The 16614-nt window shown below is 70.1% G+C and carries 16 protein-coding genes; 5 read left to right on the forward strand and 11 right to left on the reverse strand.

Translation table 11 applies throughout. The annotated features are described in order from the left end of the window. Window positions 1-35 precede the first annotated feature (35 nt). Window positions 36-767 (forward strand): hypothetical protein, encoded by a 732-nt coding sequence (locus SYV04_RS29575; RefSeq protein ID WP_321549299.1) that lies wholly within the window; start codon window positions 36-38, stop codon window positions 765-767. Window positions 768-789: 22 nt separating this feature from the next. On the opposite strand, the gene argC is transcribed toward SYV04_RS29575, so the two are convergent. Genes argC through SYV04_RS29610 form a run of 7 tightly spaced genes read right to left on the reverse strand, consistent with a single transcriptional unit; the run spans window position 790 to window position 8404 of the window. Then, on the reverse strand, window positions 790-1860 hold the full coding sequence (gene argC / locus SYV04_RS29580) for an N-acetyl-gamma-glutamyl-phosphate reductase (protein ID WP_321549300.1): 1071 nt from the start codon (window positions 1858-1860) through the stop codon (window positions 790-792). Further along, window positions 1857-2918 (reverse strand): DUF1611 domain-containing protein, encoded by a 1062-nt coding sequence (locus tag SYV04_RS29585; protein WP_321549301.1) that lies wholly within the window; start codon window positions 2916-2918, stop codon window positions 1857-1859. The genes argC and SYV04_RS29585 overlap by 4 nt, the downstream gene beginning before the upstream one ends. Further along, window positions 2915-4105: an argininosuccinate synthase gene (gene argG, locus SYV04_RS29590; RefSeq protein WP_321549302.1), complete on the reverse strand. Its 1191-nt coding sequence runs from the start codon at window positions 4103-4105 to the stop codon at window positions 2915-2917. The genes SYV04_RS29585 and argG overlap by 4 nt, the downstream gene beginning before the upstream one ends. A 23-nt stretch (window positions 4106-4128) precedes the next feature. After that, window positions 4129-5481, reverse strand: a complete 1353-nt coding sequence (gene argH, locus SYV04_RS29595) for an argininosuccinate lyase (RefSeq protein WP_321549303.1) — start codon at window positions 5479-5481, stop codon at window positions 4129-4131. Then, window positions 5474-6544: a M20/M25/M40 family metallo-hydrolase gene (locus SYV04_RS29600; protein ID WP_321549304.1), complete on the reverse strand. Its 1071-nt coding sequence runs from the start codon at window positions 6542-6544 to the stop codon at window positions 5474-5476. The genes argH and SYV04_RS29600 overlap by 8 nt, the downstream gene beginning before the upstream one ends. Continuing rightward, entirely contained in the window at window positions 6541-7380 is an 840-nt protein-coding gene (locus SYV04_RS29605) for an amino acid kinase family protein (RefSeq protein WP_321549305.1), read from the reverse strand. The genes SYV04_RS29600 and SYV04_RS29605 overlap by 4 nt, the downstream gene beginning before the upstream one ends. Window positions 7381-7399: 19 nt before the next feature. Then, the gene (locus SYV04_RS29610; RefSeq protein ID WP_321549306.1) at window positions 7400-8404 is read right to left on the reverse strand and encodes an N-acetylornithine carbamoyltransferase; all 1005 of its coding nucleotides are present in this window, start codon (window positions 8402-8404) and stop codon (window positions 7400-7402) included. Between the two features lie 162 nt (window positions 8405-8566). Between SYV04_RS29610 and SYV04_RS29615 the strand changes: the two genes are divergently transcribed. Next, a complete protein-coding gene (locus tag SYV04_RS29615) occupies window positions 8567-9019 on the forward strand; it encodes an arginine repressor (protein WP_321549307.1) in 453 nt (150 codons plus the stop codon). Window positions 9020-9106: 87 nt separating this feature from the next. On the opposite strand, the gene clpB is transcribed toward SYV04_RS29615, so the two are convergent. After that, the gene (clpB, locus tag SYV04_RS29620) at window positions 9107-11737 is read right to left on the reverse strand and encodes an ATP-dependent chaperone ClpB (RefSeq protein ID WP_321549308.1); all 2631 of its coding nucleotides are present in this window, start codon (window positions 11735-11737) and stop codon (window positions 9107-9109) included. Window positions 11738-11940: 203 nt separating this feature from the next. Here clpB and SYV04_RS29625 point away from each other — a divergent pair, with 203 nt between their 5' ends. The 3 genes from SYV04_RS29625 to SYV04_RS29635 all read left to right on the forward strand — a co-directional run bounded on the left by SYV04_RS29625 (window position 11941) and on the right by SYV04_RS29635 (window position 15382). Then, a complete protein-coding gene (locus SYV04_RS29625) occupies window positions 11941-12486 on the forward strand; it encodes a hypothetical protein (RefSeq protein ID WP_321549309.1) in 546 nt (181 codons plus the stop codon). A 186-nt stretch (window positions 12487-12672) separates the two neighbouring features. Next, window positions 12673-14199, forward strand: coding sequence for a hypothetical protein (locus SYV04_RS29630; RefSeq protein ID WP_321549342.1), 1527 nt, complete (start codon window positions 12673-12675; stop codon window positions 14197-14199). Between the two features lies 1 nt (window position 14200). After that, window positions 14201-15382 (forward strand): ARPP-2 domain-containing protein, encoded by a 1182-nt coding sequence (locus tag SYV04_RS29635; protein WP_321549310.1) that lies wholly within the window; start codon window positions 14201-14203, stop codon window positions 15380-15382. Window positions 15383-15400: 18 nt separating this feature from the next. Here SYV04_RS29635 and SYV04_RS29640 read toward each other — a convergent pair whose 3' ends face one another. From SYV04_RS29640 to SYV04_RS29650, 3 genes are read right to left on the reverse strand one after another with little or no spacing between them, the layout of a single operon-like run. Beyond that, window positions 15401-16012 (reverse strand): hypothetical protein, encoded by a 612-nt coding sequence (locus tag SYV04_RS29640; RefSeq protein WP_321549311.1) that lies wholly within the window; start codon window positions 16010-16012, stop codon window positions 15401-15403. A 26-nt stretch (window positions 16013-16038) separates the two neighbouring features. Next, entirely contained in the window at window positions 16039-16350 is a 312-nt protein-coding gene (locus SYV04_RS29645) for a DUF1844 domain-containing protein (protein WP_321549312.1), read from the reverse strand. Beyond that, complete coding sequence (locus SYV04_RS29650; protein ID WP_321549313.1) at window positions 16347-16586, reverse strand: hypothetical protein; 240 nt, start codon at window positions 16584-16586, stop codon at window positions 16347-16349. Before SYV04_RS29650 ends, SYV04_RS29645 begins: the two co-directional genes overlap by 4 nt. Window positions 16587-16614: the final 28 nt, after the last annotated feature.

Here is a 16614-nt window from a genome sequence, read left to right on the forward strand (position 1 = left end):
CTTCCGGGCCCGGCTTTGGGCTAGGCTCCCGCCGCGTGAGCCCCAAGTCGCCCGGAATCCTTGATCCGCTGCGGGTCCGCGTCCGCCGCTTCCAGTTCATCGTCGGACTCGGCTTCATCTCGCTGGTCGTCGGAGCCATGTTCACCGGCTCCCTCACGCTCCGGATGGCGGAGCGTGTCCAGGAACTGCCGGATGTGCTCCAGGTCCTCGTCGCCGTCTCGCTGGAGAACCTGTGGCTGCTCGGGGTGCTGCCCGCCCTGTGCTACGGCTCGGCGCGCATCCTCGAGCTGAAGCCCCTGTCCACCGCCCTGGGCGCCGCGTTCGCGGGCCAGTTCTTCTATTTCGCGCTCCAGTTCGTGAGCAACGGCCTGGAGGGGATGTGGGCCGGGTGGCTGCCCAGCGTGCTGCGCGCCGTGGCGTTCTCCTCGGGCGTCTTCTTCAGCTACCGCGCCGTGGTGAACGGCCGCGCCGCCTCGGCTCGGATTGCTGCTCAAGCCCAGGCCCAGGCCCAGGCCAAGAAGTCGGAGTACATGGACTTCCTGCGCGAGGCCGAGCGCGGCGGGGAGAAGAGCGCCCAGCGCGAAGCGGAGCGGACCGCCGCCCCGGCCGCCTTGGCTGCTCCGGTGGAGGGAACTCCGGCCGCCGCCACGAGCCCCGCGCTGACGGAGGCTCCCGCCGCGCCCGTGGCTCCCACCACGCCGACGGACGCGCCGGTGACGACGGCCGAGGCCCCCGCGGAGGCCGCCAAGCCCCCCACGGGGAGCTGAGCGGCCCTTCCGCGTTACGCGCTCAGCAGGGGTAGCAGGCCGCCTGCCGCAGCGCGGTGTCCTCGGGCAGCCCGAGCGCCAGGTTGAGGTTCTGCACGGCCTGGCCGGACATGCCCTTCACGAGGTTGTCCAGCGCCACCATCACCGCCACGGTGCGGCCACGGGTGGCCACGGCGACGTCGACGAAGTTGCTGCCCACCACCGAGGCCAGGCGCGGCGTGCCCTCCACCACGCGCACGAACGGCGAGGTCTCGTAGTAGCGGCGGTAGATGGCGCTGAGCGACTCGACGCTCACGCCGCCCGCGTTCTCCGGCCACTCGAACTGCACCGTGGCGAAGATGCCGCGCACCAGCGGCGCCGAGTGCGGAACGAAGGTGAGCCGGTGCCGCGAGGCCTTGTGCGCCACCAGCATCACGTCCATCTCCGACTCCTGCGGGTGCTGCAGCGCCCGGTAGGCTCGGAAGTCATGCGCGCGGGTGGGGTGGTGGGTGACTTCCCCCGGCAGCGCGCCCGAGCCCGAGGAGCCCGTCACCGCCGTCGCGGCGATCATGCCCAGGCCCGGCGTGGAGGCCACGGGCAGCAGCGCGAGCTGCACGGCGGTGGCGAAGCAGCCCGGGTTGGCGATGCGCTTGGCGCCCTGGAGCTTGTCGCGGCGCCACTCGGGCAGCCCGTAGACGAAGCGCTCCAGCATGTCGGGCACGGGGTGGGAGCGGCCGTGGGTCGCGGCGTAGCGCCCCGGGTGGTCCAACCGGAAGTCCGGGGAGAGGTCCACCAGCACGAGCCGCTCGGAGAGCCCCAGCTCCGCCCAGCGCTTCTCCAGCGCGGGCAGCTGACGGGCCAGCTCCTGGTCGTCCAGCACGGAGAAGACCACCGGCTGCTGCGAGTCGGTGAGCCAGTGCCAGTCTGGCTCGGAGTCGAAGCGGCCCTCCACCAGCCCGCGCAGGTGCGGATGCACCTTCCAGAAGGGGACGTCCGCGTTCTCCTTGGATGTAGCGCGGATGGCGGCCACGGCCGGGTGACCGGCGAGCAGTCGCAGCAGCTCGCCGCCGCCGAAACCCGAAGCCCCCAGAATGTAGGCGTGAACCCGTGTCATGCGCTCCTCCTGCCCGCGATCCGCGGGGCGATCTTCTCGAGAATGAGTCCACCCAGCCCGGCCGCATCCGCCCGGGCGTTGTGCGCCGGCAGCCCCACCTCGCGCTCCACGAAGCGGATGCCCACCCGGTTGTCGGTGGCGGGCCCGGCCACCACGTCCACCGAGATGCCGTAGGCCTCCTTCATGTGGCGCACGCCACCCGAGGCACCCACGGGATCATTGGCGCACAGCACCCAGGCGCCGCCCAGCCCGCGCAGCTCCGGGTCGGCGAGGATGGCCTGCACGCCGTACTCGCCCATGATGCCGTCGCCCGTCTCCGCGACGATGACGTCCACGTCGGCGGCGGACAGCTCGGACAGGATGATGCGCGACACCTCGGCCGCCGTCTTCGGGCTGGTACACACGGTGCCCGCGTCGGTGAAGTCCATGGCCACCGCCGCGCCCGAGTCACGCATGCTCAGCGTGTCGCGCATCAGCGACACGCCCGTGAGCTTGGCGCCACCCACCCGGTAGCCGGCCTTCATCAGGTGGCGCACCAGCGCGCTCGCGGCGTACGTCTTGCCCGCGTTCATGCAGGTGCCCACCACGTACACCACCGGGCAGTTCACCGGCCGCTCCGAGCCCTTGAGCGCTCCGGCGCGCACGTGGGCTGGCTGGCCGAAGCGGGACTGGAACTCGGGGAACATCAGCACCTGGCCGAGCACCTCGGCCTCGAACGGGGTGCCCACGCCCGGGTTGTGCGAGGTGCATTGGCCGATCACCCCGCCCATGTTGAGCACGTGCAGCCGCTGGCCGGGCACCACCGACTCGGGCACCACGCCCTCGTAGCCGTGCAGCGCGTTGCGGTGGCCCAGGGCGCCCACGACGATGTCTCCGCCGTGCAGCGTCACCATGCGCCCGTGTACGTCCTCGAGCTGGTTGTAGACGGACTTCTCTCCGTGGATGCGCACGGCGATGACGGCGCCCTCCACCGCGTGGATCTCCGAGGAGAGGTGGACGGTGCGCCCCAGCCGCAGGTTGCGGGTGACGCTGCCGATCTTGTCGATGTGTACCTTCATGACTTCACCTTGAGGGCCAGGGTCTGCGCCACGCCGTACACCTTCGCGAAGCCAGCGGCCTCCGCTCCCGTCCACATGTGATTGGCCTCGCCGTAGCTGGCCACCTTCGCGTCCATCAGCGAGTGCTGCGAGCGCACGCCCTCCACCACCACGGCGCGCGGGTGCAGCGTCAGGCGCACCTCACCGGTCACCCGCGTCTGCGAGGACTCCAGGAAGCCCTCCAGGTCACGTGCCAGCGGATCGAAGAAGTGGCCCTCGTGCAGCAGCGTCCCGTAGAGGTTGCCCAGGTTCTCCTTCCAGAAGAGCTGCTTGCCGGAGAGCACCAGCTTCTCCAGCTCGCGGTGCGCGGTGATGAGCATCACCGCCGCCGGCGCGTCGAAGCCCACCCGGCCCTTGATGCCGAGGATGGTATCACCCAGGTGGACGCCCCGGCCCACGCCGTAGGGCTGGCCCAGCGCGTTCAGCTCGGCGATGAGGGCCACGGGCGAGAGCGCCTGGCCGTCCAGCGCCACGGGGCGGCCCTGCTCGAATTTCACCACCAGGGTGCGGGGCTTCAGGTCCGAGGGCACCACGCCGGCGGGGTAGGCCGCCTCCGGCAGGGTGCTCCAGGAGTCATGCGTCTCCTTGCCGCCGACGCTGGTGCCCCACATGCCCTCGTTGATGGAGTAGGCGCCCGTCTTCGCGGGCATGTGGAAGCCCCGCTCGGCCAGGAAGGACATCTCCTGGGCGCGGCTGAGGCTCAGCTCGCGGATGGGGGTGAGCAGCTCCAGGTCCGGGGCCAGCGCGCGGAAGGCCACGTCGAAGCGCACCTGGTCATTGCCGGCGCCGGTGGAGCCGTGCGCCAGGGCCTGGGCGCCCACCTCGCGGGCCACTCGCACCACCTCGGTGGCCTGGCAGACGCGCTCGGCGGAGACGCTCAGGGGGTAGGCCTGGCCGCGCAGCACGTTGCCGGCGAGCAGGTGGCGCAGGTAGCTCTCGAAGAGCAGGCCCTTGGCGTCCACGGTGTGGTGGGCCACCGCGCCCAGCTTGGCGGCGTGCTCGGGCATGCGCGCCAGGGCCTCGGCGGTGAAGCCGCCAGTGTCCACGGTGACGGTGGTGACGGCGTGGCCCTGCTCGCGCAGGTAGACCACGCAGAAGGAGGTGTCCAGACCACCGGAGAAGGCCAGTACCACGTGTTTCTTGCTCATGGGTGCTTGGTGTCCTCGCTGCGTCAAGGGGTCCAGACGCGCTCGGCGCAGACAGCGAGCGCGCGGTGGGTTTCGGTGAGCCAGGAGCGGGCGGCTGCCAGCTCCGAGCGGGCCTGCTCCAGGCCCAGGTTGCCGGCGCCGCCCAGGTGGGTGGCCGTGAGGGCGGTGCGGTCCGGCTTGAAGGTTCCGTCGGCGAGCTGGTGGGCCACCTGGCGGTAGGCGTCGCGGAAGGGCAGGCCCTGTCCGGCGAGCACGTAGGCCTGGTGGGCCGCGTACAGCGTGTCATCCGAGGCCCGGGCGGCGGTCTCGGCGCGGACCTGGACGACGGGGACCAGGCGCGTGAGCACCTCCAGCACCTCGCGGAGCGAGCCCAGCGCCGCGAGGGTGGGGCGCTTGAGGAGCTGGAAGTCGCGGTGGTAGCTGGAGGGCAGGCCGCTGGCGACCTCCTCCACCTGCCGGGCCAGGCCGCGCAGCTCGCGGCAGCGCCCGCGCGCCAGCTCCACCACGTCCGGGTTCTTCTTCTGCGGCATGATGGACGAGCCGGTGGTGAAGGCGTCCGGCAGCGCGAGGAAGCCGAACTCCTCGGTGCTGAAGAGGGCCACATCCCACAGCCACTTCTCCAGGCCGCCCGCGACGGAGCAGGCCCAGGAGACCGCCGCCGTCTCGTGCCGGCCGCGGCTGTTCTGCACGTCGATGGGGCTGCGCTGCACGCGCGAGAAGCCGAGCAGGGTGGCCACGTACTGCCGATCGATGGGCAGCGGCACGCCGAAACCGGCCGCGGAGCCCAGGGGGCAGCGGTCCAGCCGGGCCCACAGGCCACGGAGTGACTCCAGCTCCTCGAGCAGTCCCTCGGCGAAGGCGGCGCCCCACATGCCGAAGGTGCTCGGCATGGCGCGCCGCATGTGCGTGTAGCCGGGCATCGGCGTGTTCACGTGTGCCTGGGCGAAGTCCAGGAAGGCCTCGGTCAGCTCCACCGCGCGCGCGCCGAGCCCCAGCACCTGCTCGCGCATCAGGAGCCGCAGGGCGAGCTGCACCTGGTCATTGCGAGAGCGCGCCAGGTGGATGCGGCGACCGGCCTCACCCACGAGCCCCACCAGCGCGGCCTCCAGCGCGGTGTGTCCGTCCTCCTGCTCCGGGCGGATGGTGAAAGTCCCCGCGCGGGCCTCGTCATGGAGCGTGCGCAGGGCGAGCACCAGCGCGCGCATGTCCGACTCGGGCAGCAGGCCCACGCGCGCGAGCATCCGCGCATGCGCCGCGCTGCCGAGCGCGTCATGTGGCACGAGCGCCAGGTCCACCACCGGATCCTCCCCGACGGTGAAGCGATGGATGGCCGCGTCCAGCGGCAGCCCCTTGGCCCAAAGCCTGTCCTCAGCCACGTGCCACCTCCGCGAAGTAGCCGTGGATGAGGCGCTGGTAGAAGGCCATGCCGGCCTCCAACTCCACCAGGGCGAGGTACTCATCAGGCCTGTGCGAGCGCAGGGTGTCGCCAGGGCCCACCTTCACCGCGGGCAGGTTGCCCAGGAAGGCCCAGTCGGACGTGGTGCTCGAGCCCACGGTCGAGGCTCCGCCCGCGGCCGCCACCGCCGCCCGGACGATGGGCTCGCCGTCACCGGTGGCCTTGGGCAGGTAGCGCGCCGAATGCACCTTCACCTCGCTGCGCAGCGCCCCGGAGATCTGGTTCGCCACCGCCGAGTGGTCCATGGCCGGAGTGGTCCGCAGGTCCACGAAGAACTCGCACCGGTCCGGCACCTGGTTGCGCGCCAGCCCGCCCTGGATCTGCGTCACCTGCGCGCGAGCCTCTCCCAGCAGCGGGTGCGCGGGGAAGCGCAGCTCGGCCAGGGTCGAGATGTCCCGCGCCGCCACGTGGATGGCGTTCTCGGCCTCGGCGGCATGCGCATGCGCCACGTGCGCCGAGCGACCGTGGGCCACGCAGCGCAACAGCAGCATGCCCCGCTGAGCGGTGCAGGGCTTCAGGCTGGTGGGCTCACCCACCACGGCCGCGTCCAGAGGCCCCAGCGTGGACAGCACCGTGCCCAGCCCCGCGCCGCCCGTCTCCTCCTCGGCGGTGAAGGCGAAGACGATCTCTCCCTTGCCCTCCAGCGCTCCCCGGTTCTCCAGCAGGGCACGAGCCGTCAGCAGCATGGAGGCCACGCAGCCCTTGGCGTCGTTGCTGCCCAGGCCATACAGCCGGCCCTCACGCCACACCGGCGCATGCGGCTCGAGCGTCCACCCGGCGCACGGAGGCACGGTGTCCAGGTGCGAGTTGACGAGCAGGCGCCGAGGCCCGCTGCCCACCGAGAACCACACGTTGTGGCCCTGGCGCTGGACGCGCGCACCCCAGCCCTCGACCCAGGTGGAGACCTGATCGGCGATGCGCGCCTCCTGCCCGGAGACGCTGGGGGTGGCCACGAGGGCCTCGAGAAGCGCGGCCGGAGTCATCCCTGCGCCCCGGCGCCCCGGTTGGACTCGCGCACCACCATCGTGCCGCTGCCCTCGTTGGTGAAGACCTCCTCCAGCAGGGCGTTGGGCTGCATGCCGCTCACCAGGTGGACGCTGCCGACACCGCCCACCAGGGCGTGGCGGATGGCGTGGGCCTTGGACACCAGGGGGCCGGATAGACGTCCCTCCTGCTCCAGCGTCGCCAGCTCCGTGAGCGTGGCCTGGGGGATGAGCGAGACGGGGCTGCTCGGGTCTCGCAGCAGGCCCGGGGTGGGCAGCAGGAAGAAGAGCTTCTCGGCGGCGAGCGCCACGGCGACCGTGGCGGCCACCGTGTCGGCGCTGGCGCTGAAGACGCTGCCCGACGGATCACCCGCCAGCGGCGCCACCACCGGTACGTAGTCCCCGCCGCGCAGGTGCTGCAGAAGGCGCGCGTCCACCGACTCGATGTCGCCGAGCGGGCCATAGTCCGTCGAGCGCGCGAAGTCCGAGCCCTGCTCGCCCACGGGACGGCGACGGGCCTTGAGCAGGCCCGCGTCCACGCCGCTCAGGCCCACGCAGGGCACGCCCGCGGCCTGCAGGTCCGCCAGCAGGTCCATGCGCAGGCGACCCGAGGAGGCATCGAAGGGCGAGTCAATCTCCGGGCCGGAGCCATGCACCACCACGGGCTGGATGGAGAACGTCCACAGGAGGGCGAGCTGCTCACAGGCCGCGCGCCGCAGCTTCACGTCCCCGAGCACGGGGCCGTCGAGCAGGACCACGAAGGTCTTTCGGCGGAACTGCCGGACGTAGCGGGCCGCCGAGCGCAACGCAGCATAAGGATCGGGAGACAGGGGCACGGGAAACCTCGGCGGAAGGTCAGGTGGACTGGAGCCAGTGGAGGAGCGAACGCTGGACGTGGAAGCGGTTCTCCGCCTCGTCGATGACGCGGCTGGAGGGGTGATCCAGCACCTCGTCGGAGACCTCGACGTTGCGGCGGACCGGCAGGCAGTGGAGGAAGATGGCGTCCTTGGCGGCGCGCGACATGGCCTTCCGGGTGGGCATCCAGCCCGCGTACGAGGCCATCAGCGCGGCCACGTCGCCAGGCGCGTGCCCGGCGCGGGTGGCCGGACCCCAGGACTTGGCGTACACGGCCCGGCTGCCCGCCAGGGCCTCGTCCTGATCATGGGTATAGGTGACGCTGCCACCGGTGGCCTTGGCGTAGGCCTCGGCCTCGGCGCGAACCTGCGGGTGCAGCTCGAAGCCGGGAGGGTGCGCCACCCGCACCTCGCAGCCGGCGGCGGCGGCGCTGAGCAGGAACGAGTTGGGCACCGCCTTGGGCAGGGGCTTGATGTGCGGCGCCCAGGTGAGCGTCACCGGCAGCTTCTTCGTCGTCCCGAACGTCTCGCGCAGCGTGAGCACGTCGGCCAGCCCCTGGCAGGGGTGCTCGCGGGCCGACTCCATGCTCACCAGCGGCACGGTGACGTGGCGCCGGAAGGCGTTGATGACAGGATCGAGCTCATCCTCCTCGTCTCCGCCACCGGCCGAGAAGGTGCGCACTCCGAGCATGTCCACCAGGCGGGAGAGCACCGGCGCCGCCTCCTTGATGTGCTCGGCCCGGTCCGCGTTCATCACCGCGCCGGGGCGGTCCTCGAGCTTCCAGACGCCATTGCCCACGTCCAGCACGATGGCGTGCCCGCCCGAGCGCAGCATCACCGCCTCGAACGAGGTGCGCGTGCGCAGCGACGGGTTGAAGAACACCATGCCGAGGATGCGGCTCTGGAAGATCGCGCCGGGCTTCTGGCTCTTCCACGCGGCGGCTTGCGCGAGGATCGTCTCCACGCCCTCGGGGCCAACGTCCTGGATGCGGGTGAAGTGCCTCATGGGGGGGTCCTCACGCTGCTACGGGGGGCCCCGGAGAGGCATGCATATTCATGCATAAGCATGCATGCCGCCGGAGAGAACGCGCATATTATTCATTTCGACGCGCGGCGCAATACCCACTTTTTCCCGAGCATTTTTCACCCGTATTCAGGAGGCTCTTGCATGCATATGCACGTGCATGCATCGTCCCGGCGCATGGGCAAGGACCTGGATGAGGCCATCCTCCGGCTGCTGGAGGCGAACGAGATCGCCGATCAGGCGGTGCTGCAGCGGTTGCTGGAGTCGGAAGGCCACGCGCCGAGCCAGTCGACGCTCTCGCGGCACCTCAAGCGCCTGGCGATCCAGAAGGTGGGCGGGCGCTATCAGCGCGTGGAGACGGTGGCGCCCGGCTCGTCTCGGGCGACGGTAATCGAAGCGCCGCCCAACCTGCTGGTGCTCAAGACAGCGCCGGGCTACGCGCAGGTGATCGGCGTGATGGTGGATCGCGCGCCGGACATCCCGGGCGTGGCGGGCACCGTGGCGGGCGACGACACGGTGCTCATCGCGGTGAGAGCCCCGGAGCTGCTCGTCGAGGTCCGGGAGCAGGTGGAGCGCCTGCTGCGGCTCGTGCCCTGAGCGCGCTGGAAACACGAACGCCCAGGATCACGGGAGCCGTACTGCCTCCCGAGACCTGAGCGCTCTTCTCCCCGAGGGAGAGGGACCTTACGCGGACTTCCGAGGCTGCTCCTGGCGGCTGTGGTCCACCAGGACCTTGCCGAAGGTGAGCCCCTCGGCGGCGGCGTCCCCCTGGATGTGGTCGCCAGGGAGGAACTCGCCCCCGAGCACCTTCAGCGCCAGCGGATCCATGAGGTACTTCTGCATGGCCCGCTTCAGCGGACGAGCGCCGTACGTCGGGTCGTACCCACGCTCGGCCAGGAAGGCGCGCGCCTTGTCCGTGAGCTCCAGCGTGAGCCGCTTGTCGGCGAGCAGCTTCTGGAGCCGCGCCAGCTGCAGGTCGACGATGCGCTGGATCTCCGAGCGCTTGAGCGGCTCGAAGAGGACGATCTCATCCACGCGGTTGAGGAACTCCGGACGGAAGTGGCCGCGCAGCGCGTCCATCACCTCGTTGCGCGTGCTCTCGTCCAGCGTCTCCTTGCCCGCCATGCCCTCCTGCAGCGCCTGAGAGCCGATGTTGGAGGTGAGGATGAGCACCGTGTTCTTGAAGTCCACCGTGCGACCCTGGCTGTCGGTCAGCCGGCCCTCGTCGAGGATCTGCAGCAGGATGTTGAAGACGTCGTGGTGGGCCTTCTCGATCTCATCGAAGAGGATGACCGAGTAGGGCCGCCGCCGCACGGCCTCGGTGAGCTGACCGCCCTCCTCGTAGCCAACGTAGCCCGGAGGCGCGCCGACGAGCCGGGCCACGGAGTGCTTCTCCATGTACTCGGACATGTCGATGCGGATCATCGCGCTGTCGTCATCGAAGAGGAACTCGGCCAGCGCCTTGGCCGTCTCCGTCTTGCCCACGCCGGTGGGCCCCAGGAAGATGAACGAGCCGATGGGCCGGTTCGGGTCCTGCAGCCCGCTGCGCGCGCGGCGCACGGCGTTGGACACCGCCTCGATGGCGCTGCGCTGACCAATCACGCGCTGGGCCAGCCGGTCCTCCATCTTCACCAGCTTCTGGACCTCGCCCTCCATGAGCCGGGAGACGGGGATGTGAGTCCACTTGGCCACCACCTCGGCGATGTCCTCGGCGTCCACCTCTTCCTTGAGGAACTTCTGGCTCTTCTGCAGCTCGGCCAGCTTCTCGTTCTGCGCCTTGGTCTCCTTCTCCAGCGAGGGGATGACGCCGAACTTCAGCTCGGCGGCCCGGTTCAGGTCACCCTGACGCTCGGCCGCGGCCTGGTCGTTACGGGCCTTCTCCAGCTTCTCCTTGGCGCTGCGGATGGCGGAGATGGCCTCCTTCTCCGAGTCCCAGTGCGCCTTGAGCGAGGTGAAGCGCTCCTTGAGATCGGCCAGCTCCCGCTCGATCTGACCCAGGCGCTCCTGCGAGTGCGGATCGGTCTCCTTCTTGAGCCCCTCGCGCTCGATCTCCAGCTGGGTCATCTTGCGCTTCACGTCGTCGATCTCCGTGGGCATGGAGTCGATCTCGATGCGCAGGCGGCTGGAGGCCTCGTCCACCAGGTCGATCGCCTTGTCCGGCAGGAACCGGTCGGCGATGTAGCGGTGGGAGAGGGTGGCGGCGGCCACCAGGGCGTTGTCCTGGATGCGCACGCCGTGGTGTACCTCGTAGCGCTCCTTCAGGCCGCGCAGGATGCTGATGGTGTCGTGTACGGAGGGCTCGCCCACCATCACCGGCTGGAAGCGCCGCTCCAGGGCCGCGTCCTTCTCGATGTGCTTGCGGTACTCGTCCAGCGTGGTGGCGCCGATGCAGTGCAGCTCGCCGCGCGCCAGCGCCGGCTTGAGCATGTTGCCCGCGTCCATCGCGCCCTCGGCCTTGCCCGCGCCCACGATGGTATGCATCTCGTCGATGAAGAGGATGACCTCACCGGCCGCGTCGGCGACCTCCTTGAGCACCGCCTTGAGGCGCTCCTCGAACTCACCGCGGTACTTGGCACCGGCCACCATCGCGCCCAGATCGAGGGTGATCAGCCGCTTGTTCTTCAGGCCCTCGGGCACGTCGCCATCGACGATGCGCCGCGCCAGGCCCTCGACGATGGCCGTCTTGCCCACGCCGGGCTCGCCGATGAGCACGGGGTTGTTCTTGGTGCGCCGGCTGAGCACCTGCACGCAGCGGCGGATCTCCTCGTCGCGGCCGATGACTGGATCTAGTTTGCCCGCGCGGGCCGCCTCCGTGAGGTCGCGCCCGTATTTCTCCAGCGCGCGGTAGGTGGCCTCTGGGTCCTGGCTGGTGACGCGGGCCGATCCACGCACGTCCTTGATGCCGGACAGCACGCGATCGCGCGTCACGCCCGAGGACTTGAAGACCTCGCCGATGGCGCCCTTGTCGTGGGTGAGCGCCAGCAGCAGGTGCTCGGAGGAGACGAACTCATCCTTGAGCCCCTTGGCCTCGTCCTCGGCCTTGTCGAACGTCTTGAGCAGGCGCTGGCTGAGCGTGGCGCTCTCGCCGCCCTGCATGCGCGGCAGCTTCTGCAGCGCCTCGCCGAGGCGCGCCGCGAAGAGCTTCGGGTCCGCGCCAATCTTTCGAAGGATGGGCTCGACGATGCCGTCCTTCTGGCCCAGCAGCGCCGCGGCCAGGTGCTCGGGCTCGTAGTTGGGGTTGTCCGCCCGACGAGCAAGCGCCTGACCCTCGTGGATCGCTTCCTGCGCCTTCACTGTGAACTTGTCGAGTCTCATGTCACTCAACGTAAGGGTCGAAGACCCCTTGGCAAGCATGGCCCGTACAAGGGGAGCAGAATAGTTCCAGGTCCTAGGAATTTCGGCTTTGTCAGGGTTAAGGAGTTGCCACGGCGAGGGCAGCCCGCTATACGCCGCGCGCCTTTCTCGGGGGGCTTACTCTGGAAGCGCACGGCGGATATCTCGTTAGGCTCGAATCCTTCTTGGGGCTAAGTCTCGTCCGGCTGGCGCGTGAGGCGCTGGCGAGCGACGGGGTGCTCGGCAGCCTGCCGTCCCTGCGCGTCTCGGTGCATCGCCGGCGCAAGGTGGTGCGGCTGGCCTACGAGGGCCTGCCCTCCGCGGGGGCGAGGGGCGCTCACTGGTATGGCGAGCACCACGCGCTTGCACGCCTGCTGTCCCGGGTCTCCAACGCCACCGTCCACGCCTACTGCATCGATCCGGATGACGGTGAAGAGGTCATCGCCTACGGCAACGGTCGCCGCGTGGGGGGCGACCGGGTGGTCTACGAGAACGTGGAGCTGCCCGAGCAGGCCGAGGAGCTGGACGACGCGGCCTTCAAGCTGATGCGCTCGCGCTGGCCGATGGGACACCTGGCCTACGTCTTCGGCCTCACGCGCGAGGAGCTGCTGCGCTTGCCGCGCGCGGCCTCGAACGTGCTGTTGACGCTGGATGCTGTGAACGCGGAGGAGCTGCTGGAGGAACTGCTGCCCAGCCCCCAGCTGCCCCACGCTACGCCGGACGCGGCCTGATCCTCCGAGCGGGCCTGTCAGCTTTGTCAGGCCTGTCCGTGGTACTCTGGGAGCGCCGCTCGCGGGACTGTGATGCGACTTCCGAAACGAGCTTTTGTAGCTTGACTAGCTGGTCGTGTCCTCACACCCCGAGCGGCGCTCGTGCCACCCGAAACCTCGGGCACCCGGGAGGTGGACGTGAAGGACATGGCAATCGCGCTGCCGGCCGAGCAGGTCGCGCGCGAGGACCTCGTGATGTTCGTGAACGCGTGCTTCTCCTGCACGGGGCAGCGTGAGTTCTATAACGACGCGCGCGGGCAGGCGGTCTCCATCGAGTTCCTGCACGAGTACATCCTGGGCAACTACCGCCGGCTCTACGCGCGCACGCTGGCGGCGGGCATCAACCACTTCAACCGGGCGCAGATCGTCCTCAACCTGCTGGCCACCGGTCGCGACACTCCGTCGGCGGACCGAGCGGAGGAGGGCGCGCTGATCGCCGCGACGCTTCGGGCACTGCCGCCGCCCCGGGCTTATCGTGTGCTGGAGCTGCTGCGCTCGCGCCGCATCAACAACCGCCGTTCGCGCGCCATCGCCCGTGAGTACCTGGCGGGGCGGCCGGACCTGGACTTCGACGCGGTGAAGTACCGCTCCAAGCTGCGCTCGGCGGTGGTGCATGGGCACCTGAAGCTGGGAGATGAGCGGGGCCCCTTCCTGTTCCACGGCTGGCGCAAGCGTGTGTACACCCGCCCGCTGCTGGAGAAGTTCCGCCAGGCCCATTACACCCAGGAGGCCCTCTTCGAGCTGCCCTTCACCATCGCCGAGGGGCTGGCCTACAAGCACGGCATTCCCCGCGCGGTTTTCCTCGAGCGCATCGAGCCACGCCTGACCCAGGCCGAGCGGATGCGCCTGCAGGGGAGCGCCGCGCGCACGAAGGGGGTGGAGCTCTCCGTGGACCTCTCGCGGGTGCCGCTCACGAAGCTGGCGCTGTACGCGCTGTCCCTGGCACCGGCGGCTCGGCTGGAGCGGCGCGAGGAGCTGCACGCCGCGCTCTCGCAGGCCACGGCCCGGACGCTGGGGCGGGCGCCGCTGGCCCTGGGCCGGGTGGCTGCGGTGCTGGACAACAGCTATTCCAGCTCGGGCTCCAACGAGAAGCGCCGTCGCCCGTTGGGGGTGGCGCTCGCGGCGCACTACCTGCTGTCCGCCGCGGCGCGCGAGTACCGCGCCTTCTGGACGTCGCGGGTCGAAGATCCGCTCCTGGTGGGAGCACGGGGGCAGACGGATCTCTCCGCCCCGCTGCTCGACGCGTTGGAGTGGGCGCCGGACCTGGTGGTGGTCGTGTCCGACGGCTACGACAACGGGCCTCCCAACGCGGTGGCGGAGCTCACGCGCATCTTCCGGACGAAGCTGGATCCGGGGCGCCGCACCTCCATCATCCACGCCAACCCGGTGTTCGACTCGGAGCTGTTCACCCCCCGGGCGCTCGGGGCCTGCGTGCCCACGGTGGGTGTGCGCGACGCGGAGGATCTGCCGACGGTGCTGGGCTTCGCGCGGTTCGCGGAAGGCGCGGCCCCGCTGTCGGAGCTGGAGCACTACCTGGCGGCACGCGTGCGACAGATGATCGAGCGCGATGCACGCAAGCGGGGCGTGACGGCTCCGCTGAGCCTCGTGGGGGCATCAGCATCCGAAGTGCCCCCCGAGGATGAAGAACTCCCCGCGGTGGAAGAGGAGGCGTGAGATGGGACGTGGCAGCGCGGTGACGAAGCGGATCGGCCTCCAGGGCCTGCGGCTGGCGCCGGCACAGGTGTACGGCAACTTCCGCCTGGTGCCCGTCCTGCGGGACACGGTGCGGGGAGACCTGCGCTTTGCCCGGCGGACGTACCCGGATGACCTGGCGGTCGTCGCGCTCGAAGGCGAGCCGATGGCACCGGGGCTCAAGTACGTCTCGTACATCCCGCACGGGATGGTGATGTCCTGGGACAAGCAGCAGGTGGAGGCGGTCGTCGAGACGCGGCTCGTCAAGCCCGACGGGAAGCAGCTGAAGGTGGGGCCGTTCTCGCTCCGGGTGCTGCACCGGATGGTGCGCCGGGAGGACCGCCATCAGCTGCGACTGCTCCCGCTGCACCTGGCGATGGAAGGCTTCCTCGCTCTGCAGTTCGGTGGGCCGGAGATCGCCTGGCAGGAGTACTCGCGGGAGGCGTTGTCCACGGGGCTGAGCCCTCGTGTCGAGCAGTCGGTGCCGGGCTGGGCCAACGCGGCGTTCGCGGAGGCGCTGCGTGTGTTCGAGATCCACGAGCAGCAGGTGGGGGTGCTCATCTTCCGGGCGGACCTGCTGATGTCGGCCTTCATCCTGGCGCACCCGGACGACTACCGGGCGCTGCACCGGCCCATGCTGGAGGACTTCTACGGCGAGCTGCTGCTGCAGTACGGCTTCCTGGAGGAGGTCTCCCCGCTGGGAAGCTCCATCGAGCCGGGGCGGGTCTCTTCCCTGGGAGACCTCCGGGCCGAGGTGGCGCGTCTGCATCAGGACTGGGCGGCCTTCGTCCAGTCCTGCATGGCGGGAGGGCTGATGGGCGTCGAGGTCTCCGCGTCCCGCGTGTACGAGGCCGGCCCGTTCACGCTGGAGCGCTTCGTGACGGGCCTGCAGCCGTCGGAGGAGAACCACCTCGGCGAGATGATCCTCCGCGAGGAGGACGGAACGATCGAGTACCTCAAGACGTACCGGCTGTCGGCGGCGCAGACGCGGCGGGCCTACCTGCTCAAGCAGGTGTCGGCGGCGGGGTGGAACCTGGAGGACGCGGCGCGCAATCTGCGGACCAGTCGGGACGAGCTGATGGTCCGCATGAGGAACGCCGGCTTTGGCTACCTGCTCAAGCCAGAGGTCCTGAGCCAGGCCGTGAGCCGGCATACCCGCCGCTGAAGGGGCGGGCAGTCCCTGCTACTCGGCGGGGCCGTCCTGGGCGGTGATGGCCTCGCGCACGCGCGCGCTGTGGAAGTACTGGCCGATCAGCACGAACGCCCCAGCGATGACCGCGGTCTGCGCCAGGGTGATCGCCGACATGAGGATGGGCACGGTGCTCTTGAGCTGCTGGGCGAACGTGGGGTCCTGGAACTGGGGCAGCGTGCTCATGGCCTCGGCCATGGCGGTGCTCGAGCGCTTGACGACGACCATCCACTGGGCCCCGTCGATGGTGCGCAGGATGGCGGCGATGATGGCCACCCCGCCCAGCATGCGTCGCATGCCCTCGCGCGGCAGGCCCGCCGGCCGCAGCATCCGGCCCGCGGCAACGAAGGTGAAGGCGCACGCGATCGCCAGCGCGCCCAGGGTGAGGATGCGGGAGTCTCGCATGGGCTCCAGCGCGGAGAGCTGGGCCAGGATGAAGCGCTCTTCGACGGCGGGGTCTCCGAGCAGGTTCAGCCGCTCGGTGGAGGCCCTCTCCCGAAGCTCGGAGAAGTTCGTGAGGCTGCTGGCCTCGCTGGCGGCGAACATCCCCGTCACCCCCGACAGGATGAGGCACAGCACCGCGGCGATGTGGATGCCGCGGGGCAAGCCGGAAGGCTTTGGGGCGGGGCTACTCACCGCTTGCTTGCCTCTACGAAGCGCAGGCGCAGGTCGGTGAGCAGGTGGTTGAAGAGCTTCTCCTCCTCATCGGTGAGGTTGCCGCGCGTCTTCTCCCGCAGCATCGACAGCAGGTCGAGGCTCTCACGGGCCAGCTCCAGGTTCCGCTCAGTGCGGCCCGTCTCCGGGTTGACCGTCTCCCCCAGGTGGATGAGGGTGGTGGAGGCCAACCCGATGATGAAGGTGGTGAAGGCGATGGGCCCATCGCTACGTGCGGAGCCTGTCTCGCCCCGCATCACGAAGGTCTCGCCGCGCTTCTCGTCCGTCATGGGGCCTGCGTGTCCTCGGCGGTGTCCTCGTCCGCCTCGTCCTCATCGTCGTCCAGGTCCTCGTCGTTGTCGAAGTCCTCGGCCTCGATGGCCGTCTCGACGGTGGCCGCCTTGTCGGCGACGTCCGGCAGGCCCTTGATGTGGCGCTCGTAGGCCTTCTCGTCCAGCAAGCCGCTGCGCAGGTAACGCTCCGCGGTGCGCTTGTCGAGGTGCTTCGGGTCCAGCGTGTCCGCCATGGTCAACTCCTCGGAATCTCTTGGAAAA

The organism is Hyalangium ruber, assembly GCF_034259325.1.
Lineage (GTDB): Bacteria > Myxococcota > Myxococcia > Myxococcales > Myxococcaceae > Hyalangium_A > Hyalangium_A rubrum.